Origin of the sequence: Thiocapsa rosea, from assembly GCF_003634315.1 — a bacterium.
GTDB classification, from domain to species: Bacteria; Pseudomonadota; Gammaproteobacteria; order Chromatiales; family Chromatiaceae; genus Thiocapsa; species Thiocapsa rosea.
On record NZ_RBXL01000001.1, the window covers coordinates 4,664,567 to 4,687,927 of the forward strand.

The 23,361-nt window shown below is 63.4% G+C and carries 24 protein-coding genes; 6 read left to right on the forward strand and 18 right to left on the reverse strand.

Going from position 1 to position 23,361, the window contains the following annotated elements; genetic code table 11:
* Positions 1-2,670: an aminopeptidase N gene (gene pepN / locus BDD21_RS20690; protein WP_120798771.1), complete on the reverse strand. Its 2,670-nt coding sequence runs from the start codon at positions 2,668-2,670 to the stop codon at positions 1-3.
* A 116-nt stretch (positions 2,671-2,786) separates the two neighbouring features.
* Here pepN and grxC point away from each other — a divergent pair, with 116 nt between their 5' ends.
* The 3 genes from grxC to BDD21_RS20705 are packed head-to-tail and all read left to right on the forward strand — an operon-like array spanning position 2,787 to position 3,961.
* Entirely contained in the window at positions 2,787-3,080 is a 294-nt protein-coding gene (gene grxC / locus BDD21_RS20695) for a glutaredoxin 3 (protein ID WP_120798772.1), read from the forward strand.
* A complete protein-coding gene (locus BDD21_RS20700) occupies positions 3,073-3,486 on the forward strand; it encodes an RNA-binding S4 domain-containing protein (RefSeq protein WP_120798773.1) in 414 nt (137 codons plus the stop codon). Before grxC ends, BDD21_RS20700 begins: the two co-directional genes overlap by 8 nt.
* Positions 3,487-3,493: 7 nt before the next feature.
* A complete protein-coding gene (locus tag BDD21_RS20705; RefSeq protein WP_120798774.1) occupies positions 3,494-3,961 on the forward strand; it encodes a hypothetical protein in 468 nt (155 codons plus the stop codon).
* 255 nt (positions 3,962-4,216) lie between these two features.
* On the opposite strand, the gene BDD21_RS20710 is transcribed toward BDD21_RS20705, so the two are convergent.
* From BDD21_RS20710 to cysM, 4 genes are all read right to left on the reverse strand, one after another.
* A complete protein-coding gene (locus tag BDD21_RS20710) occupies positions 4,217-4,789 on the reverse strand; it encodes a L,D-transpeptidase (protein ID WP_211335116.1) in 573 nt (190 codons plus the stop codon).
* Positions 4,783-5,250, reverse strand: coding sequence for a CYTH domain-containing protein (locus BDD21_RS20715; protein WP_120798775.1), 468 nt, complete (start codon positions 5,248-5,250; stop codon positions 4,783-4,785). The genes BDD21_RS20710 and BDD21_RS20715 overlap by 7 nt, the downstream gene beginning before the upstream one ends.
* A 297-nt stretch (positions 5,251-5,547) precedes the next feature.
* Positions 5,548-6,873, reverse strand: a complete 1,326-nt coding sequence (gene rlmD, locus BDD21_RS20720; RefSeq protein ID WP_120798776.1) for a 23S rRNA (uracil(1939)-C(5))-methyltransferase RlmD — start codon at positions 6,871-6,873, stop codon at positions 5,548-5,550.
* A 52-nt stretch (positions 6,874-6,925) separates the two neighbouring features.
* Complete coding sequence (gene cysM / locus BDD21_RS20725; RefSeq protein ID WP_120798777.1) at positions 6,926-7,816, reverse strand: cysteine synthase CysM; 891 nt, start codon at positions 7,814-7,816, stop codon at positions 6,926-6,928.
* A gap of 173 nt (positions 7,817-7,989) precedes the next feature.
* Between cysM and BDD21_RS20730 the strand changes: the two genes are divergently transcribed.
* Both BDD21_RS20730 and BDD21_RS20735 read left to right on the forward strand, forming a co-directional pair.
* A complete protein-coding gene (locus BDD21_RS20730; RefSeq protein ID WP_120798778.1) occupies positions 7,990-8,346 on the forward strand; it encodes an Hpt domain-containing protein in 357 nt (118 codons plus the stop codon).
* A 323-nt stretch (positions 8,347-8,669) separates the two neighbouring features.
* Positions 8,670-10,229, forward strand: a complete 1,560-nt coding sequence (locus BDD21_RS20735) for an undecaprenyl-phosphate glucose phosphotransferase (protein ID WP_120798779.1) — start codon at positions 8,670-8,672, stop codon at positions 10,227-10,229.
* 218 nt (positions 10,230-10,447) lie between these two features.
* Here the strand turns inward: BDD21_RS20735 and BDD21_RS20740 are convergent, their stop codons facing one another.
* From BDD21_RS20740 to phoU, 3 genes are all read right to left on the reverse strand, one after another.
* Positions 10,448-11,401: an SPFH domain-containing protein gene (locus BDD21_RS20740; protein ID WP_120798780.1), complete on the reverse strand. Its 954-nt coding sequence runs from the start codon at positions 11,399-11,401 to the stop codon at positions 10,448-10,450.
* Between the two features lie 152 nt (positions 11,402-11,553).
* Positions 11,554-12,021: an NfeD family protein gene (locus tag BDD21_RS20745; RefSeq protein WP_120798781.1), complete on the reverse strand. Its 468-nt coding sequence runs from the start codon at positions 12,019-12,021 to the stop codon at positions 11,554-11,556.
* Positions 12,022-12,338: 317 nt separating this feature from the next.
* The gene (phoU, locus tag BDD21_RS20750; protein ID WP_120798782.1) at positions 12,339-13,004 is read right to left on the reverse strand and encodes a phosphate signaling complex protein PhoU; all 666 of its coding nucleotides are present in this window, start codon (positions 13,002-13,004) and stop codon (positions 12,339-12,341) included.
* Between the two features lie 289 nt (positions 13,005-13,293).
* Here phoU and pap point away from each other — a divergent pair, with 289 nt between their 5' ends.
* Positions 13,294-14,871, forward strand: coding sequence for a polyphosphate:AMP phosphotransferase (gene pap / locus BDD21_RS20755; RefSeq protein ID WP_120798783.1), 1,578 nt, complete (start codon positions 13,294-13,296; stop codon positions 14,869-14,871).
* Positions 14,872-14,905: 34 nt separating this feature from the next.
* Here the strand turns inward: pap and BDD21_RS20760 are convergent, their stop codons facing one another.
* From BDD21_RS20760 to fabD, 10 genes are all read right to left on the reverse strand, one after another.
* Positions 14,906-15,679 (reverse strand): TatD family hydrolase, encoded by a 774-nt coding sequence (locus BDD21_RS20760; protein ID WP_120798784.1) that lies wholly within the window; start codon positions 15,677-15,679, stop codon positions 14,906-14,908.
* 170 nt (positions 15,680-15,849) lie between these two features.
* The gene (locus BDD21_RS20770) at positions 15,850-16,221 is read right to left on the reverse strand and encodes a PilZ domain-containing protein (RefSeq protein ID WP_120798786.1); all 372 of its coding nucleotides are present in this window, start codon (positions 16,219-16,221) and stop codon (positions 15,850-15,852) included.
* Between the two features lie 3 nt (positions 16,222-16,224).
* Positions 16,225-17,253: a DNA polymerase III subunit delta' gene (gene holB / locus BDD21_RS20775; RefSeq protein ID WP_120798787.1), complete on the reverse strand. Its 1,029-nt coding sequence runs from the start codon at positions 17,251-17,253 to the stop codon at positions 16,225-16,227.
* The gene (gene tmk, locus BDD21_RS20780) at positions 17,250-17,951 is read right to left on the reverse strand and encodes a dTMP kinase (protein ID WP_120798788.1); all 702 of its coding nucleotides are present in this window, start codon (positions 17,949-17,951) and stop codon (positions 17,250-17,252) included. Before tmk ends, holB begins: the two co-directional genes overlap by 4 nt.
* Positions 17,948-18,949: an endolytic transglycosylase MltG gene (gene mltG / locus BDD21_RS20785; RefSeq protein ID WP_120800046.1), complete on the reverse strand. Its 1,002-nt coding sequence runs from the start codon at positions 18,947-18,949 to the stop codon at positions 17,948-17,950. The genes tmk and mltG overlap by 4 nt, the downstream gene beginning before the upstream one ends.
* Complete coding sequence (gene pabC, locus BDD21_RS20790) at positions 18,946-19,878, reverse strand: aminodeoxychorismate lyase (protein ID WP_245969720.1); 933 nt, start codon at positions 19,876-19,878, stop codon at positions 18,946-18,948. Before pabC ends, mltG begins: the two co-directional genes overlap by 4 nt.
* 18 nt (positions 19,879-19,896) lie before the next feature.
* On the reverse strand, positions 19,897-21,135 hold the full coding sequence (gene fabF / locus BDD21_RS20795) for a beta-ketoacyl-ACP synthase II (protein WP_120798789.1): 1,239 nt from the start codon (positions 21,133-21,135) through the stop codon (positions 19,897-19,899).
* A gap of 118 nt (positions 21,136-21,253) precedes the next feature.
* Complete coding sequence (gene acpP / locus BDD21_RS20800; RefSeq protein ID WP_007194668.1) at positions 21,254-21,490, reverse strand: acyl carrier protein; 237 nt, start codon at positions 21,488-21,490, stop codon at positions 21,254-21,256.
* 153 nt (positions 21,491-21,643) lie between these two features.
* Positions 21,644-22,384, reverse strand: a complete 741-nt coding sequence (gene fabG, locus BDD21_RS20805; protein WP_120798790.1) for a 3-oxoacyl-ACP reductase FabG — start codon at positions 22,382-22,384, stop codon at positions 21,644-21,646.
* Entirely contained in the window at positions 22,374-23,321 is a 948-nt protein-coding gene (gene fabD / locus BDD21_RS20810; protein WP_120798791.1) for an ACP S-malonyltransferase, read from the reverse strand. Before fabD ends, fabG begins: the two co-directional genes overlap by 11 nt.
* Positions 23,322-23,361: the final 40 nt, after the last annotated feature.

Sequence of the window (23,361 nt, forward strand, 5' to 3'; positions counted from 1 at the left end):
TCAGGGCTCGCTTGGCCGCACCGGATGCCCGACATCCTCCACCGCCTTGGAGGCAACCTCGAAGGTATCCCTGGAGAGCTCGTCGGCCGCGAGGATACGCTCGATCTCGGCGCGCATCAGCGTCTGACGGCCCGCGTCGTAGCGACGCCAACGGATGAGCGCCTTGAGAAGCCGTGCCGCGATCTGCGGATTGAGCGGATCCAGCTCGAGGACCCGGTCGGCAAGGAATCGATATCCGCTGCCGTCGCCGGCATGGAAACGTGCGGGATTGGCGGTGCAGAAGGCGCCGACGAGGCTGCGCACCCGATTCGGATTGCGCAGCGAAAAATCCGGGTGCTGCAGCAGACCGATCACGACCTCCAGGGTCCCCTCTCGGCTGCTGGTCGCCTGGACGCTGAACCATTTATCGAGCACCAGCGGCTCCTTGGACCAGCGCCGGTAGAACGCCTCGAGTGCGGGCGGGCCTTCCTCGCCGCCGTGATCCACGAGCAGACGCAGCGCGGCGATCGCGTCCGTCATGTTTCCGCCATCGGCAAATTGCGCGCGACAAAGTGCAAGACCCTGCGCGTTGCCGGCCGCCATGAGGTAGCTCAGGGCGAGGTTCTTGAGCGCACGCCGGCCGATCGCATCGGGTGTCGGTGCATAGGGCTCGGTGTCGGCGTTGTCCAGATAGACGCGCAAGAGCGCCTCGGCGAGACGCTCGCCGAGCATGCGTTTGAGTGCCGTGCGTGCCCGGTGAATCCCCTCCACATCGACGGTCTCCATCTGGTCCCCGAGAAAGGACTCGGAGGGCAGCGTCAGCACCTCGGCCAGCAGTGCCTTGTCGGTCTCGGGATCCGTCAGTGCACCGCGAAAGGCCTCGACAAACCGCCCCGGAGCCTCGGCCGCAGGATCCGCAATCATTGCCGACAGAACACGTTGCATCAGGATGCGCGCGGCATTCCAGCGGGAGTAACCATCGCTGTCGTGACGCAAAAGAAGGAGCAGGTCCGCGTCGTCGTAGTCGAACCGCGGCTGCACCGGAGCGGAGAATCCCCGCAGCAGAGACGGCACCGGCCGCACGGGAACATCCACGAAGCACAGCCGCGTCTCCCAATTGCGCAACTCCAGAATGCGCGTCCCCGGATCCCCTGCGTTCGGCTCGCCCTCGAGGCGCAGCGCCAGCTCACGTCCCTGCGGATCCAGCAGTGCAATCGCCAGCGGAAGATGCAGGGGATCCTTCTCGGGCTCTCCAGGCGTCGGCGCGATCTCTTGTCGAATCAGGAGGCTGTAGGACCCGCGCTCCGCATCGTAGGTGGCCTCGATGTGCAGACAGGGGGTCCCGGCTTGGGAATACCAGCGACGGAACTGCATGAGGTCGCGCCCGCTCGCATCCTCCATGCAGGCGACGAAATCATCCGTTGTCACGGCGTGGCCGTCATGGCGCGTGAAATAGAGATCGGTGGCCTTGCGGAACAGCTCCGGGCCGAGCAGCGTCGCCTGCATCCGCACCAGCTCCGCACCCTTGTTGTAAACGGTCGCGGTGTAGAAATTGTTGATCTCGACATAGGCGTCGGGCCGCACCGGATGGGCCATCGGACCGTTGTCCTCGGGGAACTGATGCGCCTGAAGCAGACGTACGTCAGCGACACGCTTCACGCCTCGCGAGCCGACATCGGCCGAGAACTCCTGATCACGATAGACGGTGAAGCCTTCCTTGAGACTGAGCTGAAACCAGTCGCGACAGGTGATGCGGTTGCCGCTCCAGTTGTGGAAATACTCGTGCGCGATGACGCCCTCGATGCCCTGAAAATCATCGTCCGTGGCGGTGTCGGGGCGAGCCAGCACGAACTTGTCGTTGAAGACATTGAGGCCCTTGTTCTCCATGGCGCCCATGTTGAAGTGACTCACCGCGACGATCATGTAAACATCGAGATCGTATTCCCGCCCGAAGCGCTCCTCGTCCCACCACATCGCCTTCTTCAGCGACTGCATCGCATGGTCGCATCGGTCCAGGTTATGCGGCTCCACGAAGATCTGCAGCACGACATCGCGGCCGGATGCCGTGGTGAAGCGATCCTCGATCGCACTCAAATCCCCCGCAATCAACGCGAAGAGATAGCTGGGCTTGGGAAAGGGGTCCTCCCAAGAGACCAGATGTCGGCCATCCTCGAGTAGACGCTCCTCGACCCGATTGCCGTTGGACAGGAGCACCGGGAAGCGATCGCGATCGGCGACGAGGGTGGTCCGATAGCGGGCCATGACATCGGGGCGATCCAGAAAATAGGTGATGCGCCGGAATCCCTCCGCCTCGCACTGGGTGCAGAGCATGTCGCCGGATTGGTATAAGCCCTCGAGGGCGGTGTTGAGGTTGGGATGGATGCGAACCCGTGTATCGAGCCGGAAACGGTCCGGAACCCGTTGCAGGGTGAGCGAATCGGGCTCCACGCGGTACTCGGCAGGCAAGAGGCTGTGCCCGTCGATGGCCACCTCCTCCAGATCCAGTTGCTCGCCGTCGAGCCTGAGCGTGCCGTCGCCGCGGGTTGCCGCCGGATTACGGCGCACCTGCAGGCTGGCCTCCACACGGGTGCGATCCGGGTCTAGCTCGAATCGGAGATCGACATGGTCGATCAGGAATTCGGGCGGACGATAGTCTCTGCGATGGATCGGGTGCGGCGTGTCGCGGTACATGATGTTCCTGCTCCAGGTTCAAGGTCGGGTTGACGGCCGGCACCCCGGACGGCGAAGCTTCGCCATCATCTCCAAACCGTCGATAAACGTCCACCGTATGCAAGGTGAAGACCGCGATGCCTCATATCACCATCTACACCACCATGATTTGCCCCTACTGCTCCCGCGCACGACACCTGCTCCAGCGCAAGGGTGTCGACTTCGAGGAGATCTCGGTCGACCGCGATCGCGAGCAGATGGAGATCATGCGCCGGCGCAGCCGCCGGCATACGGTGCCTCAGATCTTCATCGACGATCGCCATGTCGGCGGTTACGACGATCTCGCGATGCTCGATGCGCGCGGCGAACTCGATCCCTTGCTCGTTCCGGCGGATGCGCACGGGGCCGATCCGCGAGGTACCGATGAGTGAGGGCAGCGGCTCGCCGGAGAGCGTTCGTCTTGATAAATGGCTCTGGGCGGCACGCTTCTTCAAGACCCGCCACCTCGCCGTCGAGGCGATCAACGGCGGCAAGATCAAGGTCAACGCTCAACGCGCCAAGCCGGCGCGGGCAATCGCGATCGGAAACCGTATCGAGATCCACAAAGGCGGTCTTGTTTGGGACATCGAGGTCCTCGGCCTGAGCAAGCAACGACGATCGGCCAGTGAAGCGGCCTTGCTCTACAGCGAAGACGAGGCGAGTCGACTCAAACGACAAGAGATCGTGCGCGAACGCCGCGACACCGGTGTCGATGCGGGCGACGCGTCCGGGCGACCCACCAAGCGCGATCGCCGCCTGATTCAGCGCTTCAAAATTCCTACCGATTCAGGGAGTTGACAGCCACTTGGACAGCGATGCCTTTCGTCGAACCTATCGCGCCATCAACGAGCGTTACTGCGCTTACGAGAAAGGCATCCTGACCAATCAGTGCAGCTGCTCGGAGGCCGAGAAGTTTTGTATCGCCGAGCGCGAGGGCGTGCATTGCCGCTCCGACGAGGCGCAGGAGACCTGTATCGCCCTGCTCGACCTCTTGCGTCGGCAAGCCAGATTCGCACTCAAGACCGACGACCGACAGCGCGCGCTACCCCATGCGAAGGCGATGCGCCTGCAGATCGGCGGACTGCGCGGCATCGCCGTCGCACTCGACCCCGAGGCCCCTGCCCCCACCGAGATCGCCGACGTGCGCGCCCTGATCCTCGCCGCCATCGCGCGTTTCGGCGCCATCGAGCACCTACCCTTCCCCCAGATCATGCAGCAAATCGCGGCCTATCGAGCGCGCCGAAGACGCCGAGGATCCGACACCCCCCGTTAAACCGCGCCCCACGCGGCATGCAATGTTTTTGGATGGGATCCGCCCCGGCACAGTTGACGACCGCTGGAGCCGGCGCGGTTTAAAACCGAAAAAATAAACAACGTAGGATGGGTAGAGCGAAGCGAAACCCATCCTTCCCGCTCCGACGCTCAAACAAGAACGCCCGTAGAGCGAAGCGAAACCCATCCTTCCCGCTCCGACGCCAGAGCCGGGGAAGCGCTGTGTTGCAAGTTGGAGGATGGGTTTCGCTTCGCCCTACCCATCGACGACGGGGCCTGTATCCGAACCGGCGAGTTCAGGCTCACCCGTACCGAACAGCAGCACATGGGTTCCGACAGGCGTGCGATCGAAGAGCTCGATCAGCTCGGGGCCATGCATACGGATGCAGCCGTGAGAGCGCGCAACGCCCAGCGGCTCGGTCTCCGGGCAACCGTGGATATAGATAAACCGGCGCAGCGTATCCACACAGCCGCCCCGGTTGCGGCCGGGCTCGCACCCGGTCAACCAAAGGATCCGGGTTAGAATCCAATCACGGTCCGGATGCTGCGCGGCGAATGCACTGTCGTAAACCTCGCCGGTCGGTCGACGTCCCCGGAACACGGTCCCGATCAGGCATCCCTCGCCGATGCGAATCCGCACCCGGTGCAGACCCCGCGGCGTGCAGCCGCTGCCGTGCTGCTCCCCCGCACCCTTCAGTCCGGTCGATACCCGATACTCGCCCAGTCGCCGCGCCCCCTCGTAGAGACCGAGGGTCTGGCGGTCGATATCGATCAGGATGTGTCTCGAGTGCCACCACATCTCGGCGTCGCGCTGCAGCCTCTTCACCATCGGCTGAACGGATGGCGCGCAAGGTTCGAGTTGAAGTAACGCGGATCGTCCGAGACCTCTACTCCCGCCCAACCCGGCAGCTCGAACGGTTCCTCCTCGCACGTCAGCTCGATCTCCGCGAGCACCAGTCCGGCGTTCTCGCCGGCGAAGACATCGACCTCCCACAGATGGCCGCCGCACCGCACCCGATGGCGCACCTTGTCGATGACCGGCAGACTGCTCAAGGTTTCGAGCATGACCCTAGCCTCCTCGATCGGGATCTCATACTCGAATTCGGAGCGGGTCACACCCGTCGTCCTGCCCTTGATGGTCAGGAAGCCGCGATCCCCCTTCGCCCTCACCCGGACCGTGGCACGGCCCGCCTCCGCTAGATAGCCTTGGAGAATCGGCTCGCGGTCCTCGACGCTGTCGCGCCAAGATGCGTTTTTCACCAAAAACTTACGCTCGATTTCAAGGCCCATAAACCGCGCCCGGAGTGAAAATATGAAACTGATCAGGGTTCACATGCCCCGAGCAACCAAAAGCCTTTTACTCGGCGCGGTCTAAAACGGACAAGCGCCGTATGGCCGAGCGCACCGCAGTCAACCAGCCCCGGCGCCGAGCTCGGTGGACTTCGCTCTCGCTCGTCCACCCTACCGGCGGGGGATGACCCCATTGACCCTACTAAAAATCCCTGAATCGCGTCAGCTGCGACGAACCATGGCCGGACGCACATTCGCAAGGTCCAACAACCCCAAATGCCGCGCCGAAGACGCGATTCAGCCACGCTCGAACAGGGCCATCGACTCCACATGGGCCGTCTGCGGGAACATATCCATCACGCCCGCCGAAACAAGCCGATAACCAAGCGCATTCACGAGACGATCGGCGTCGCGCGCGAGGGTCGTCGGATAGCAGGACACATAAAGCACCCGCTCCACCCCGAGCCGCGGTAGCCAATCAAGCACGGCGAGCGCGCCGCTGCGGGGCGGGTCCAGCAGCACCTTGGTGAAGCCCTCGCGCGACCAGGGCTCCTGATCGAGCGCGCCATAAAGATCAGCCGTATAGAAACGTGCGTTCCTGATCTTGTTCAAGTCCGCGTTCGCCTGCGCGCGGGCCACCAATCCGGCATCGCCTTCCACCCCGACCACCGTCTCGGCCTGACGGGCGAGCGGCAAGGTGAAGTTGCCCACTCCGCAGAAGAGGTCCAACACACGTTCGTCGGCCTGGACATCCAGGAGTGCGAGCGCTTGGTCGAGCATCGATCGGTTCAGCTCCAGGTTGACCTGGGTGAAGTCGGTCGGCTCGAACTCGATCCGAAGATCGTAGCGCGGCAGCCCGTAGTGCAGGGTGATCCCCTGACCGGGCAGCGGCCGGATGCTCTCCGGCCCGGCCTCCTGAAGATAGATGTGGAAACCCTCACTCTCCCCGAGCGCCTCGAGCACGCCCAAATCGGCCGCACTCGGCGGACTCAGGGCGCGGAACACCAAGACCGGCGGTGTGTCGCCCATCGCCACCTCGATCTGAGGCACCTGCTCGCGGATGCTCAGGGCATCCACTGCGGCGCCGATCGCCTGCAGATGCGCCCCGACACTCGGATGAAGCACCTCGCAACGGCCGATGTCGGTGATGAAGGCATTGCCTCGCTCGCGAAAACCGACGAGCGTTCGGCCTTTCTTGGCCACATAACGCACACCGAGCCGCGCCTTGCGCCGGTACCCCCAAGCAGCCGCCGTCAAGGGCGCAAGCCAAGTCTCCGGGGTCACCTTCCCGATACGCGAGAGCACGTCGGCAAGGCTGTCCTGCTTGGCGCGAATCTGGGCACCTGCCTCCATGTGCTGCAGGCTGCAACCCCCGCAGACGCCGAAATGGCTGCACTTGGGCTCCACGCGCTCCGGCGACGGCCTCAACACCTCGACGACCACGCCTTCGTCGAAGCGACGCTGGATGCGCGTATACCGGAAACGCACCCGCTCACCCGCCAGTGCACCGTCGATAAAGACCGCCTTGCCGTCGAAGTGCGCCAATCCGCGACCCTCGTGGGTGAGGCCCTCGATCTCGGCCTCGACAGGCTCCTGCGGAAGAGGTTTGCGTTTTCTCGACACGGACAGCGTCCTCGACACTCAAGCAACAGAACAAGAAAACCCGGGGTTCCCCCTAGGCCGGAAAGACCCCGGTCGACAGATACCGATCGCCGCGGTCGCACACGATCGCCACGATGACCGCGTCGTGCACCTCCCGGGAGAGCTTCAATGCCGCGGCGATGCAACCGCCGGACGAAACCCCGGCGAAAATCCCTTCCCGTGCGGCCAGCTCGCGAGCGGTCTGCTCGGAAAGCTCCTGAGAGATGTCGATGATGCGATCCACGCCGGCAGGATCGAAGATCTTCGGCAGATAGGCCTCGGGCCACCGCCGAATCCCCGGAATGCTGGAACCCTCCTCGGGTTGAACGCCGACGATCCGGATCGCGGGATTCCGCTCCTTCAGATATCGGCCTGTCCCCATGATGGTCCCGGTCGTCCCCATTGCACTGACGAAATGCGTGACCTCTCCGCCGGTATCGTGCCAGATCTCCGGACCTGTCGATTCGTAGTGAGCGGCAGGATTATCGGGATTCGAGAACTGATCGAGCCGTATCCCCTCCCCGCGCGCCTCCATCGCGTTCGCCAGATCGATGGCCGCCTCCATGCTCCCGGCCTTCGGCGTCAGGACGATCTCGGCCCCGAAGCTGCGCATCACGCCGCGCCGCTCGGCACTCATGTGCTCCGGCATAATCAGCACCATCCGATAACCCTTGATGGCCGCCGCCATGGCGAGCGCAATGCCCGTGTTGCCGCTGGTCGCCTCGATGAGCGTGTCGCCGGGTTTGATGGTCCCTCGCTCCTCGGCACGCCGGATCATGTTCACGGCGGGTCGGTCCTTGACCGATCCTGCGGGATTGTTGCCCTCGAGCTTGGCGAGAATGAGGTTGTCGGTGGCGCCGGGAAGGCGTTGGAGTCTCACGAGCGGCGTGTGGCCGACGAAGTCTTCGATCGTTGGATAGGGCATCTTCTGCTCACATCGGCATCGCGCCGCGGGATGAGATTGGCTGTGGTCATTTTGCACCAGCATCGAACATCGACCAAGCTGCAACAGCATTCGGCCGTCTCTGCCTGGACGTTGCGGGCCGAATACCTTTAGAGTATCGGCTTGGCGGAGACCTTTTTCGGACGGCGATACGTATGATCGATCAACGCTCCAAGCTCGACAGCTTACCCGCTCGAGACGACGCCGTTGCGCTCGCGAGTGCGGGCGGAGACGCCGATCTCGCTCGTGAGTTGCTGGACGTCTTGTTGGCGGGGTTGCCGGCCGAGATCGAGGAGCTTCGCGCCTGCATTGCGGAGGCCGATTGGAGCGCGCTGGCCGAGCACGCGCATCAGGTTCGCGGGGCAACCCGATATTGCGGCGTGCCGGCGCTGGATGAGGCGATCGAAGCGCTGGAGCGTACGGCACGACGGGGCGATCCGGTACTCGTGACGGGAGACTTCGCCGCTGTCGAGTCGCAGGCGAGCCGACTCCTCGAAGCACTGCGCGCGTGACAGAATTCACCCGCCGGATGCCTGCGGTGGAGGGAGTCGCGATCGGATCACGAAGTGACACGGTTTCGGACATACCGACGTTTTTTGGCGATCTCCAAAGCCGGAAAGAATCGTCCGGGTCAATCGGCGCAGGTCTTCAGGCACGCGGTTCGACGCCCCGCAGATGAGGTATTGCGCCGTAAAGCGGCCGCCTTAGCGTCAAAATAACCGTTTACACTCTAAATGCTCGGGTATCGCACCTCGATTTCCATCTTGGCGCAAACCTTGCGTGCAGAGGCGTATCGTTTAGAACAAGTCGATAGTCGCCCGATCCGAGGTCGATCATGTTTCCGGAAGAACTGTCCGCGAGGTTGCTGAAGAGCGTGACTGAGGTCGACCCGAACGCAGTAAAACAAGGAAACCTCACAGGCGACGACCCAAGTCCGAAGACCCGAAAACTCTCCGATCAAGCGCTGGCGGTTGCAGAGAGTCTTAGGACGTCCACGATCTCAGCATCCGTGTTGACCGGAGTCGTCCGTTTTGTCGATGCGGTTATTGTTGCATCGCTCGGAGCACTTACGCTGCTTTTCACTTCAGATGGGCTCGCGGTCCATCCCCCCGCCGTTCTCGGGATTCTTTTCGGCGTGGTTCTAGTCACGCTGGTGTTTCAGGCGGCGGACTGCTATCAAGTCTTCATCATGCGCACGCTGCTCCCGCAGCTGACGCGAATCATGATCGGCCTCTCTCTGATCTTCGGGGCCTTCTTTGCGGTCCCGCCCCTGTTTGACTACACGCCCAGAATTCCGCCGGAATGGCTCGGGTTTTGGTTCGGCCTGACGCTTTTGGCGCTGCTCGGCATGCGGCTCGGACTCGCCCTTCTACTGCGTCACTGGACCAGAGCCGGCCGCCTGGAGCACCGTGCGGTCATCGTGGGCGGGGGCGAGGCGGCCGCCGATCTCATCCGCGATATCCAGAAGCAACCGAGCCAGGCGACACGCATCTGCGGCATCTTCGACGACCGCAAGAACGACCGATCGCCGGCCATCGTCGCGGGATATCCGAAACTCGGCAGTGTCGCCGACTTGGTCGAGTTTGCCCGCATCGCCCATGTCGACATGCTGATCGTGACGATTCCGATCAATGCGGAGCGGCGGCTCCTCGAATTTCTTAAACAGCTCTGGGTCTTGCCGGTGGATATCCGTCTCTCGGCGCATACCGCGAGTTTGGATTTTCGTGATCGCGCCTCCTCGTTTATCGGGGGCGTACCCTTTGTCGACGTCGTGGACAAGCCGGTCGCGGACTGGGATGCGATTGTCAAGCGGACCCTGGATCTGCTCGTCGCCAGTGTCGCCTTGATCCTCTTCTCGCCCGTCATGCTTGCCACGGCGCTCGCGATCCGGCTGGACAGTCCCGGCCCGATTTTCTTTCGTCAAAAACGCTACGGCTTCAATAACGAGGTGATCGAGGTTTTCAAGTTTCGATCGATGTATCACCACCTATCCGATCCACTCGCCAAGCACGTCGTCACCAAGGGCGATTCACGAATTACGCGGGTCGGGCGCTTCATCCGGAAGGCATCGATCGACGAGCTTCCGCAACTCTTCAACGTCTTGAGTGGGGAGTTGTCGCTGGTCGGGCCGCGCCCTCATGCGGTGAACGCGCATACGAACGAACGTCTTTGGGAGCAAGTCGTAGATGGTTATTTCGCCCGACACAAGGTGAAACCAGGCATCACCGGATGGGCCCAGGTCAACGGCTGGCGGGGCGAGGTCGACACGCCCGAAAAGATTCACAAGCGGGTCGAGTACGACATCTACTACATCGAGAACTGGTCGATCCTATTCGACCTTTACATCATGTTCAGGACGCCTTTCGCCCTCTTCAACACCGAAAACGCCTATTGACCTTGCCACGTTGCCCCGGCCTTGACCGGAAAGCAGGGTCAAGAAGCTGATGGACGCCTTTCCGAGAGTCGATGCCCGAGTTGGCTCGTGTCAACCCAGCTAAACCGCGCCGGCTCCGACGGTCGTCGGAGCCGGCGCGGCCAAGTCAATCCAACACACTACGCATACCGCGCCGGGCGCGGTTTAACTCGCGCTATCATCGCCCCGCTTTCAGGCCCTCAGGGCCGCCGCGCCTCGGCCGCATCCACCGTCTGGAGTGTCTTGGCCAGTCCCGCCACGGCCGCACCGATATTACTGAGCTCCGCGGGCAAGATCAGGGTGGTCCCGGACTGGGCGATGCGGCCGAACTCGCGCACGTACTGCTCGGCGATGCGCAGACTCACGGCATCCTTCCCGCCGGGCTTCTCGATGGCCGCGGCGATCCGCTCGATCCCGATCGCGGTCGCCTCGGCGAGCATCTGAATCTCGCGGGCCTTGCCCTCGGCCTCGTTGATCTGCTTTTCCTTCTCGGCTTCCGAGAGATTGATGACCTGGATCTTCTGGCCCTCGGAGATATTGATCTTCTCCTGGCGCTCGCCCTCCGAGCGCGCCACCACCGCCCGGCGTTCGCGCTCTGCACGCATCTGCTGCTCGAGTGCGTCGGTGATGGTGCCCGGCATCACGATGTCCGCGATCTCGTAGCGCATGACTTTCACGCCCCACGGCTGCGCGGCGTCGTCCAGTGCGCTGACAACCTCTTCGTTCAGCCTGCTGCGCTCCTCGAAGGTCCGGTCCAGCTCGATCTGTCCGATGATGGAGCGCAGCGTCGTCTGCGCCAGGCTCATGGATGCGAATCGATAATCCGTAATGCCGTAGCTTGCCGACTGGGGGTCGATCACCTGAAGGTAGAGGACGCCGTCCACGCTGACGGCGATGTTGTCCTTGGTGATGCACTGCTGTTTGGGGACATCGAGCGCCTCCTCCTTGAGCGTATGCCGGTAGGCGACCCGATCCACGAAGGGAATCAGGATATGGAATCCGGCATCCAGGGTGCGCGAATAACGCCCCAAACGCTCGATGATATAGGCCGAGCGCTGTGGAACGATCTGTGCCGTCTTGGCCAGCGCGATCACGATCACGGCCACCGCGACAAGCGAAATCAGGGTGCTGATGCTGAGATACATGTCGTCCATCGTGCCGTTTCTCCTCTAAACCGCGCCCGGCGCGGTATGCGATGTTTTTGGATGGGATCGGCCGCGGCAGACTCGACGATTGCTCGAGCTGGCGCGGTTTAGACGAAAAAGGCAAAACCGATTCTTCCGAACAACGCACCGCGCGGCCGGACTCAGGGCTCGGACGTGCTCGGAGGCGTTGCGCTGACGTGCAGGACAAGCCCTCGCCGGCCGATGAGCCAGACCGTGTCGCCCGCGTGGACGGGATCCGCCGACTCGGCATTCCAGCGCACACCGTTGAGGGTCACGAGACCCGCGCCACGGACAAAATCGGTCTGTGCCCGTGCGCGCGTGCCTTCGGGCAACACCTCGCTGCCGCTCCCGCCCGTCTCCACTTGACCCCGGAACCAGGGTTTGAGGCGATGACGCGCGAGCAACAAGAGCGCCGCACCGAGCACACCGAACAGGAGGATCTGGGCGGGCGGATCGATCGGGACCTCAAGAAACAGCAGCAGTCCGATCAGTAGCGCGGCGATCCCGAAGAAGACCGCAATCACGCCGGGCAGCGCAAGCTCGGACAGGATCAGCAGGACGCCGATCAGGGTCCAAAGGGAGGCAGGGGTAAAGGTCCAGTCGATCATGGGCAAGGCTCGGGCCGATCGCTCCATCCGTTGTACCGAGCGAACTCTACCATCCGGACGAGTGCTTGGCATACGTCGATGCCCAATCAGGCATCATTCGTCATTTCGGCCATCGTGGCACTTGGCACGGAGCGCAAGGGGCATGCGTGACACCGCGGAGCGGATGTCACGAGGCTCTTGAGGTTTGTGTGGCCCGTCTAGTGGAAACATTCAGACATTCCGAGACCCTCCGAGACCATAGTCGTTGTCGTTGTCGTAATCGTCCATCGATACGATTACGACAACGACAACGACAACGACAGCGAATGGTTCGCAGATCAATCGAGATCCGGTGTCTGGCCTGTCGCGATGTAGACGACACGCTCGGCGAGATTGGTGGCTCGATCCGCAACCCGCTCGTAGTTGTGGGCGATCGACAGAAGCGACACGCCGACCTGCGCGTCGTCCGGATTGGAGCGAATCCAGTCGAGGATCTCTTCGATCAGGACCCGCTCCGCGTTGTCGACCTCGGTGTCACGCCCCGCAGCGGCACGCGCCATCGCCTCGTCGGCGTCTCGGGCATAGGCCGTCATTGCCGCGACGAACATCGCAGTCGCCGCATCGCCGAGATCCACGCAACGCGCCACCGCCCCCTCGGGAAGCGATCGCGCCTCGCAGCGCATCAGGATGCGCGCGATGTCGGCGGCATAATCCGCGATGCGCTCCATCTCCGAGATCATCTCCAAAGATGCACCGATCACGCGAAGATCCGATCCGGCCGGTCTGTAGGCCGCCAAGACGACGAGCGCCTGCTGCTCGAGTGCACGGCGCTCGTGATTGATCTCGGCATCCCCGGAAACGATCGTGCGTGCCAAGTCGAGGTCATGTCGACGCAGGACGTCTAGCGAGCGCTCCAGTGCCTCTCGGACCTGTTCGCCGAGGGAAAGGATGCCCGCCTTTAATGCCTCGCGCTTCTTGTCCAACAACAGGTTGGAATTCGACATGGTCAAGTCTCCGTCAGGGTTCGATCGGGTCGTGCGCCGGTGGCGCGTCCCGAATCTACCCGGAAAATCTGACGATTTCGTGACCGCAAGCAACTCATTGTATTTTCTCTATCTGAAGCGCGTCCCCCACACCGTCTGTCAAGCAGCACACGTCGGAGCCAGCTCGTATGGCGTATTTACCCTGTTGGAGGCGGTTTAGAACGCTTGCTCGATCGGCCCCATGCGAAGACCATAGCCCCGAAGTCGGCCGTTTCGTGGAAGCGGATCCCGCATCATGAGGAAATGACGCATGTTCGAATCGACAAAGGTGGGGCGCTCGGTCAGCAAGGATGACTTCAAAGAGCAGCAGGAGGAGCTGCGCACCGAGCTGCTTTCGGCGCAACGCGACCTGAAGGACTCCGATATCCCGGTCGTCGTTCTCATCTCCGGCGTCGAGGCCGCAGGCAAGGGCGAGGTGGTGAATCGACTGAACGAATGGCTGGATACGCGCGGCGTTCAAACCTTCGCCTTCTGGGACGAGACCGACGAGGAGCGCGCACGTCCACGCTATTGGCGCTTTTGGCGCTCCATGCCGCCCCGTGGGGAGATCTCGATCCTCTTCGGCGGTTGGTATCAGACCCCGATCGAGCATCGGTTCCAGGGACATTGCAGCGACGCGGAGCTCGACGGGGAGCTCAACCGCATCGTGGACTTCGAGCGCATGCTCATCCAGGACGGCGCACTCATCCTGAAGTTCTGGTTCCACATGTCCGAAGAGGACCAGAAAGCGCGTCTGAAGGAACTCTCGCGCGACGACAAGAGCCGCTGGAAGATGCTCCCCGACAAGAGCAAATTCTCCGAGCAGTATGCCGCCTTCGAGCAGGTTGCAGAGCGGGTCATCCGCTACACCGACCGGGGTGTTTGCCCCTGGTATCTGGTGGAGGCCGAGGACCGGCGCTACCGCGATTTGACCGTCGGCAAGACCCTACTGCACGCCATCCGTTCGCGCCTGGGCGATAACCCGCCGGACGAGCGCAAGACCAGCGGCGGCAGTCCGGAGCTGCCGAGCGGTGCGAACGCACAGATCACGCTCCTGGATCAACTGGATCTCTCGCTCGCCTTGGACAAGGACACCTACAAGGCGGAGATGAAGCGTCTGCAGACCGAGATCAACGAGCTGGCCTGGAGCGCTTACAACCAGAAGCGCTCGACCGTTCTGGTGTTCGAGGGTGTCGACGCCGGGGGCAAGGGCGGCGCGATCCGCCGGATCACGACCGCGATCGATGCGCGCCTCTATCGCGCCATTCCGGTCGCCGCGCCCACCGACGAGGAGAAGTCACACCACTATCTTTGGCGTTTCTGGCGCCACATCCCGCGCGCGGGCTACATCACACTCTACGATCGATCCTGGTACGGACGGGTTCTGGTCGAGCGAGTCGAGGGCTTTGCCGGCGATGCCGAATGGCGACGCGCCTACTCGGAGATCAACCGCTTCGAGGAGCAGCTGGTGGACAGCGGCGTGATCCTGCTCAAATTCTGGATCCACATCAGCCAGGACGAGCAGCTCAGACGCTTCAAGGATCGCGAGAGTGTCCCGTACAAACAGTACAAGATCACCGACGAAGACTGGCGCAACCGCGAGAAATGGCCGCAATACAAGGATGCGATCAACGAGATGGTGGTGCGCACCAGCACCAAGCATGCGGCTTGGACCCTGGTGGAGGGCAACGACAAACCCTATGCGCGGATCAAGGTGCTCAAGACTGTGTGCGACACCGTGCGGGAGGCGCTCAAGCACGACCCGGAACCGACGGCCGGTTATCTACCCTGCGGCGATAAACGGCCCGAGCAGATGAAGAAGGGGGCGAACGGCAAGTCCGATTCGTGAGCCTTTGTGACGCGTAGGGCTCGGCACTGCGGCCCTACGCGATGGCGAACAGCCGGAAGTAATTCGCGCGTGTGACCGCGGCAATCTCCGCCGGATCCATTCCGCGCAGCTCGGCAATCCGGTCTGCGACATGGGTGACCATCTTTGGCTCGTTGGGTTTGCCGCGATGGGGCATGGGCGCGAGGTAGGGCGAATCGGTTTCGATGAGCAGGCGATCGAGCGGGACGCGGCGCGCAACCTCGCGCAGCTCCTCGGCGTTCTTGAAGGTGACGATCCCGGAAAAAGAGACATAAAAACCCAGATCCATGCCGGCCTTCGCCATCTCCCAATTCTCGGTGAAGCAGTGCAGTACCCCGCCGACGGCATCGGCACCCTCCTCCCGCAAGATCTCGATCGTATCCTCGCGGGCATCGCGCGTGTGGATAATCAGCGGCTTGCCGCACGCGCGCGCCGCGGCAATGTGGACGCGGAAACGCTCGCGCTGCCGAGCCGGATCCAGATCGCGATGGAAATAGTCAAGTCCGGTCTCGCCAATGGCGACGTTTCGCGGATCGGCCGCCAACGACACCAACCGTTCCGCGGTCGGTTCTTCGCCATGCTCCTGGTTCGGATGCACGCCCACCGAGACGGCGACCTGCTCGAAGGGATCGACCAGGCGTCGCATGTCCGGGTAGTGCTCCAGATCGATCGAGACGCAGAGCATGTGCGTGACGCCCGCATCGGCGGTCGCCTGCATGAGCCCGGTGAAGTCGCCCTCGTATCGACGAAGATCCACTCGATCGAGGTGACAATGGGAATCGACGAGCATTCGCTCTCCTGGTGCAGTGCGGCAGATGTGTCGAGGCCGTTCGTTGTCGTTGTCGTTGTCGTTGTCGTAATCGTGGTCGTTGTCCTATCGATGGTCGACTACGAAAACGACAACGACGATGATCTCGGACGGTCTCGGAATCTCTGCACCGCTACACCACATGGTGTGGCCTACATGGTGTGAGTGGGACGATCCGAGTTGAGCGCGCCGACGAGATAGTCCTCGATCTTGCGGCGCGCCATGCCCTTGTCCTGGTCGCTGAACTGCACGCCGACCCCGATCGCACGGCTGCCCTCGGCACCCGGCGGCGTGACCCAGACCACCTTGCCGGCGACAGGGATGCGCTCGGTCTCCTCCATCAACTGCAGCAGGAGAAAAATCTCGTCGCCGAGCTGATAGCGTTTCGTCGTCGGGATGAAGAGTCCCCCGTTTTTGACGAACGGCATGAAGGCGGCATAGAGCGCAGCCTTATCCTTGATCGCGAAGCTGAGGATACGCTGCTGTCCCGCAAGGGATCCGGTGGATGCGCCCGGTATCGCCATGGGTCAAGATCTCCTGAGGGCTTGCCCCGCACCGACACGGAGCCATTCGATCGACAAGGATTCCAGCATAAGCTGGGGATTCGCCCTGGTTTCCACCAGAGCACGGGCACGTAGGACGCGTTGCAGGAGTCGATGGAGCGAGGCCGGCTCCAGACGCCGCGCGAGCGTACACAATGCCTCGCGTTGATCCGGATTGTCGAGCCGTGTCGGGTGCTCGCATGCGGCCAAACGCACCAAGTCGACCAGCCAGCCGGACAACCAATCCAAGCATAGCCGTGGTCCGAGGCTGTTCCAAGCCGATGCCTCCGCAAGCGGGTCGCGCTCGCCGCGGGCGATCGCGAGGAACCCGGCGATCCGCTCGCGCCGCTGCTCGAGCCGGGCGTCTTCGAACTCGTCCAACGCACGCAGAGGTCCGCCATGCGCGAGACAGAGGCGCAATGCGGACGTCTCTCGGGGGATTCGCCCGGCCAGCCATGCGAGCGCATCCGCCGTGGACGGCGTCGGGATGCGGATCGGAGCGCAACGGCTGCGAATGGTCGCCGGCAGGCGCCCGGGCTGCTCCGTCACCAGGACGATGAGCGCGGCACCCGGTGGCTCCTCGAGGGTCTTGAGCAGGGCGTTCGCCGCCGCGGCGTTGAGATGATCCGCAGGATCCACGAGGGTCACCTTCCACGCGGCCCGGCTCGGTGTCAGTGCGCCCCGCTCCACGAGCGCGCGGATCGCCGCGACCGGGATCTCTTCGGATTTCGCCTCGGGATCCGGTCCGACACGCAGCAGATCCGGATGGCTCGCAGCGGTGATCAGGGCGCAATCCGCGCAGCGTCCGCAGGCAAGTCCGTCCGCCGTGGGCGTGCTGCACAGCATCGAGCGGGCCAGCAGCTCGACGAGATGGCGCTTGCCGATGCCGCGCGAACCGCTGAACAAAAGGCCATGCGCGAGTCGCCCGTCTCGGCGTGCCTGATTCAAACGCTCCCAATCCTCCGCCAACCAGGGCAAAGGTGCATCGAATGCGAGCGGTGTCGGCTCGGTCACACCGCAGCTCCGTCACCTGACGCACCGGCGGTCTCGTACCTCCGGCTCTCGACGAGGGCAAGCAAGGCTTGGCACGCCTGCTCGGCGACGGCGCTCAAGGGCGCCGCCCCATCGATTAGACGATAGCGCTCCGGGCTCGCGTGCGCCCGTTCGAGATAGACCGCGCGTACCGCCTCGAAGAAGCACAGGGTCTCCGACTCGAAACGATCGGCAGCCCCGCGACCGCGTGCACGCGCGAGCCCGAGCGCAGGCTCAAGATCGAAAAGCAGTGTCAGATCCGGCCGCAAGTCGCCCTGAACCAGCGTCTCGAGCACCGCGATGCGCTCCGGATTCAACCCGCGCCCTCCACCTTGATAGGCGTAGGTCGCGTCGGTAAAGCGGTCGCAAAGCACCCAGGCGCCGGATTCCAGTGCAGGTCGGATCCTCTTGGCGAGATGCTCGGCGCGTGCCGCGAACATGAGGAGCAGCTCGGCGGTCTCGTCCATCCCGGTGTTGGCCGAATCGAGCAGCAAGGTGCGGATCCGCTCGGCAATCGGCGATCCTCCGGGCTCGCGCGTCGTCACGACCGCGATACCCAACGAGGACAGAAGCGCCGAGAGCGGGGCGATGTGTGTCGACTTGCCCGCGCCCTCGATGCCTTCAAGCGTAATGAAGCAGCCTCGCCCCGGTTTCGGATTCAGCGCGGTCGAAAGGTTCATTGCTCACCCAGGATATAGCGACGAACCGCCCGGTTGTGCGCGTCGAGCGTGGCGGAGAAGACATGTGTACCGTCGCCGCGCGAGACGAAATAGAGGCTGTCCCCGTCGGCGGGGTTGAGGACCGCATGGATGGCGGCCCGCCCGGGCAAGGCGATGGGTGTCGGCGGCAGGCCGTTGATGACATAGGTGTTGTAGGCGGTGGCCTCGCGCAGATCGGCGCGTCGAATGCGACCCTCGTAACGCTCGCCCATCCCGTAGATCACGGTCGGATCGGTTTGCAGGCGCATCCCTTTGCGCAGTCGGCGCACGAAGACACCCGCGATCTCCGGGCGTTCATGCGCGGCACCCGTCTCCTTCTCGACGATCGAGGCGAGGATCAGGGCCTCGTAGGGACTGTCGATCGGGAGCCCCTCGCGGCGCTCCGCCCACTCCTCCCCCAGCACCTGTTCCATGCGCTCGAAGGCGCGCTGCAGGACCGACAAACGCGGCGTGTCGCGCGGAAAGCGGTAGGTGTCCGGAAAAAGGCGCCCTTCGGGATGCTCGCCGGGTCGACCGAGCTTGGCCATCAGGTCCTCGTCGGACAACGTCGAGAGCTCGCCCGTAAAACGATCCTGTGCCTCGATCGCCGCGACGGCCTGCCGAAAGGTCCAGCCTTCGACCAACGTGACGGGATGCTGCACGACCTGGCCAGAGGTGATGCGCGCCAGGACATCGACCGGCGTCATCCCGGCGCTCAACTCGAACTCGCCGGCCTTGACGCGCGCCTGATCACCTTGCCGGTAGGCCAAGGCGATGAAGTAATAAGGGTGTTTCAGAATGCCCTCGTCGGTCATCCGACGCGCCAATCCGCGCAGCGAGGTCCCGCGCGGGATATCGAGGATGGTGCTCTCCTCGGGCAAAGGCACCGGCTCCCTGAGGAAGGCGCCGTAATCGAGCCAAAGACCGGCGCCGATCGCACCTGCGGCGAGCACCAGAACGAGTAAGACGCGTGCAATCATGGATCCGGCCATTCAGGTGTCTGCGCCGCTCGACGGACGGCGCTCAAAAAATCGAGCGGAAGGCGCTCGGTGTCGAACCGCCGATCTGCAAGACGCGACACCGGCCAGACGCCGATCCGCGCATTCGTCAGGAAGAGCCCGGCCGCCTCCTCGAGCATCCTGCGCGTGACCGGTCGCTCGACACAGGCGATCCCGGCCCGAGCGGCGGATTCGAGGACGAGCGCGCGCACCGTTCCGGCGATCCCGCTGCGCGACACCGACGGGGTGACGAGCGCGACACCGTCCCAAACGAAGAGATTCGTCATCGTCCCGCCCACCAGGTTCCCGACCTCGTCGCACATGAGACCCTCGGCGATCTGCGGATCATCCCATTCCCGACGGGCAAGCACCGCATCCAAGCGGTTGAGATGTTTGATCCCGGCCAGACAGGGATTCACGGATGCGGGGGTTTCGCAATAGCGGATCGCGACACCGCCGTTGACACCGTCGTTGACATCGTCGTTGACACAGGCGTCGGCAGTCGGTGACGAGGCATAGGACAGCAGGATGCGACGGGGGTGCGGCGAGGCGGGAGGCCGGTAACCGCGACCGCCGACGCCGCGGGTGAGGATCAGTTTCAAAACGCCGTTATCGAGTTCGGTGCCGATCCGGACGGCCTCCTCACGCAACACCGATGGAGGTGGCCTCGGGAGCCCCAGCCGATCGGCGCCGAGCGCGAGACGCGCCATATGACGATCCCAGAGACAGGGCATGCCGTCGCGAATGAGAATGGTCTCGAACAGTCCGTCGCCGTAGTGCAGTCCGCGATCCCCGACGGGGATCCGGTCGTGCTCGCGCCCGTCCACCAAGACGCGCCGGAAACCGGCCCCAGCGACGCCCTCGTCATCCGACGGATCGGCAATCGGAGACGAAGGCAACGAGCCGACCAAGCGACCTCGAGGTCGACCTTAAAGTCGACGAAAGGCCAGGGTGCCGTTGGTGCCGCCGAACCCGAACGAGTTGGTCAATGCGAGATCGATTCGCATCTCTCGGGCGGTATTGGGGACGTAATCGAGATCGCAATCCGGATCCGGCGTCTCGTAGTTGATGGTCGGCGGTGCGGTCTGATCGCGCAGAGCGAGGATCGTGAAGATGGCCTCGGCGCCCCCGGCAGCACCCAACATGTGCCCGGTCATGGATTTGGTCGAGCTCACCGGGATCTCGTAGGCGCGCTGGCCGAACGCACGTTTGATCGCCATGGTTTCGGCGACATCGCCGGCCGGCGTCGAGGTGCCGTGCGCGTTGATGTAGTTCACCTGCTCCTTGTCGAGACCGGCATCCGCGAGTGCGAGCAGCATGCAGTCGCAGGCACCTTCGCCGTTCTCCGACGGCGCGGTCATGTGATAGGCATCGGAGTTCATGCCGACGCCGACCAGCTCGGCATAGATGACGGCGCCGCGCGCCTTGGCGCGCTCGTACTCCTCGAGCACCACGACGCCCGCACCGTCGCTGAGGACGAAGCCGTCGCGATCGCGATCGAACGGCCGGCTGGCGGCCTCCGGGGCGTCGTTGCGGGTGGAGAGCGCGCGGGCTGCGGCAAAGCCGCCGAGTCCGACCGGCGAGGTCGCCATCTCGGCGCCGCCCGCGATCATGACGTCCACATAGCCGTGGCGGATCATGATCGCCGCCTCGCCGATGTTGTGCGTCGCCGTGCTGCACGCGGAAACGATCGAGTAGTTCGGCCCCTTGAGCCCGAACTTGATCGAGAGGTTTCCGGCAACCATGTTAATGATGTTGGCCGGCACGAAGAACGGCGAGATCCGACGCGGTCCCTTCGTTCGATAGGCCTCGTAGTTGTTCTCGATGCCCGTGATCCCGCCGATCCCCGAACCGATCGCCACGCCGATGCGGCGACGGTTGGAATCATCGATCTCCAGCCCGGCGTCGGCAATCGCCTGACAGCCCGCAGCCATGCCGTAGTGGATGAACTTATCCATTTTCTTGGCTTCTTTTTCAGCGATGTAATCACTGATTTCGAAGCCATAGATCGGGCCGCCGAAGCGAGTGCTGAACGGCTCGATATCGAAGTGGGTGATGGGTTTGATCCCGCTTTTGCCGGCGAGGATGTTGTCCCAGGAGGACTTGACGTCCAAACCGACCGGCGCCACGAGGCCCAAACCGGTGACCACTACCCTTCTGCCTGACATTGCCTACCCCTTTCGTTCGAAACGCGATATTCGGCGCTCGCCGCCGCACCGGCATCCATCTGCGGCCGACGGCCCTCGAGCCTCGGAGCACCCGACGAGCCGGGTGCCGGACACCCGCCTAGGCTTGGTGCTGGTTGATGTAGTTGATGGCCTGCTGGACGGTGGTGATCTTCTCCGCGTCCTCGTCCGGGATCTCGGTTTCGAACTCTTCTTCGAGGGCCATGACCAACTCAACCGTGTCGAGTGAGTCCGCGCCCAGATCGTCGACGAAAGACGCCTCCGAGGTCACTTCCTCTTCCTTGACGCCAAGTTGCTCGACAACGATTTTGCGGACTCGATCTTCAACGCTGCTCATGGGACTGGTTCCTCCGGATGAATAAAGGTGGCCCTCGCTGGACCAGGCGGTATTCTAGTGACAATCGACGGCCGATGAAAGCCGCATCAGTCCTCGACAAAAAAGACAAGGATCTGATTTAGTTGATCTTAATCATATCGGCGACGACGCCTTTCATGCCATGTGCATGCCACCGTTCACGTGCAGGGTCTCGCCGGTGATGTAAGCCGCTGCGGGAGAGGCCAAAAAGACCACGGCGCCCGCAATCTCCTCGGGCTGTCCGAGACGTCCCAAGGGAATTCCGCCGATCAATGCCTGGCGTTGCGCCTCGGGCAAGGTCCGGGTCATATCGGTGTCGATGAATCCGGGTGCGACACAGTTGACCGTGATCGCGCGTGATCCGACCTCGCGTGCCAACGCCTTGGTGAAGCCCATCATGCCTGCCTTGGCAGCCGCATAATTGGTTTGACCGGCGTTCCCCATGGCGCCCACGACGGAGGCAATATTGATGATCCGGCCTTTGCGCGCCTTCGTCATCGGGCGCAGACATGCCTTGGTGACGCGGTACAGCGAGCTGAGGTTGGTCTCGATCACCGAGTCCCACTCTTCGTCCTTCATCCGCATCAGGAGGTTGTCGCGTGTAATTCCGGCGTTGTTCACGAGAATCCCCGGTGCACCGAGGCGCTCGGTGATCTCCCCGACGGCAGCCTCGACCGAAGCCTGATCGGAGACGTCGAGCACGACCCCGATGCCCTGGTAACCGGCCTCGTTCAATGCCTCCTCGATCGAGCGCGCGCCGGCCGCCGTCGTTGCGGTTCCCGCCACGGCGGCGCCTTGCTCGGCCAACGCCATCGCGATGGACCGACCGATCCCGCGCGATGCGCCCGTTACGAGCGCGATTTCATCATTCAGCATGCGCTATCGCCTCCAGTGCCGCTTCGAGTGACTTCGGGTCGAAGACCGGCAGTGTCATCAGATTGTCGTCGATTCGTTTGTTCAGACCGGTCAGCACTTTGCCCGGACCGCACTCGATCGCGATCCGAACACCTTCGGCGGCGACGGCATGCACCGTCTCCACCCAGCGTACCGGGCGAAAGAGCTGTTGGACCAGTTGATCGCGCAGCACGTCGCTGTCGTCGGCGCTCTGCACACTGGCGTTGTGCAGGACCGCAACCTCAGGGACCCGGATCTCGATTGCAGCCAACCGCTCGGCAAGGCGATCCGCGGCAGGGCGCATCAATGCGCAATGCGAAGGGACACTGACGGGCAAGGTCAGCGCACGCTTCGCACCGGCGCCCTTCGCTGCATCGATCGCGCGGTTCACTGCGGCAGCATCGCCTGCGATCACCACCTGACCGGGCGCGTTGAAATTCACGGCCTCGAGCACGGCGCCTTGCGCCTGCTCTGCGCAGAGTGCGATGACCTCGGGGTCGGAGAGCCCCAGCACGGCCGCCATAGCACCCTCTCCGGCCGGTACGGCCTCCTGCATGAAGCGCGCACGCTCGGCAGCCAAACGCACGCCGTCGGCGAAGCTCAGCGCTCCGGCGGCCACCAAGGCCGAATACTCGCCCAGACTGTGACCGGCCATCACGCCCGCGGACGGCCCGCCGGCCTGCAGCCAGGCGCGCCAGACTGCAATACCGGCGCTCAGCACGACGGGTTGGGTATTCCGGGTGAGATCGAGATCTTCCTTGGGACCTTCGTGGACCAAACGCCAAAGGTCGACACCCAAGGCGTCCGAGGCTTCATCGAAGGTCCTGCGCACATCCGGACAGGACTCCGCGAGGACGTCGAGCATCCCGATCGACTGGGAGCCTTGGCCGGGAAAGAAAGCGGCAATCATGTGTGTCATCCGTATCGGCAACGATCCAGGAGCGAGTATCTCGCTCTGG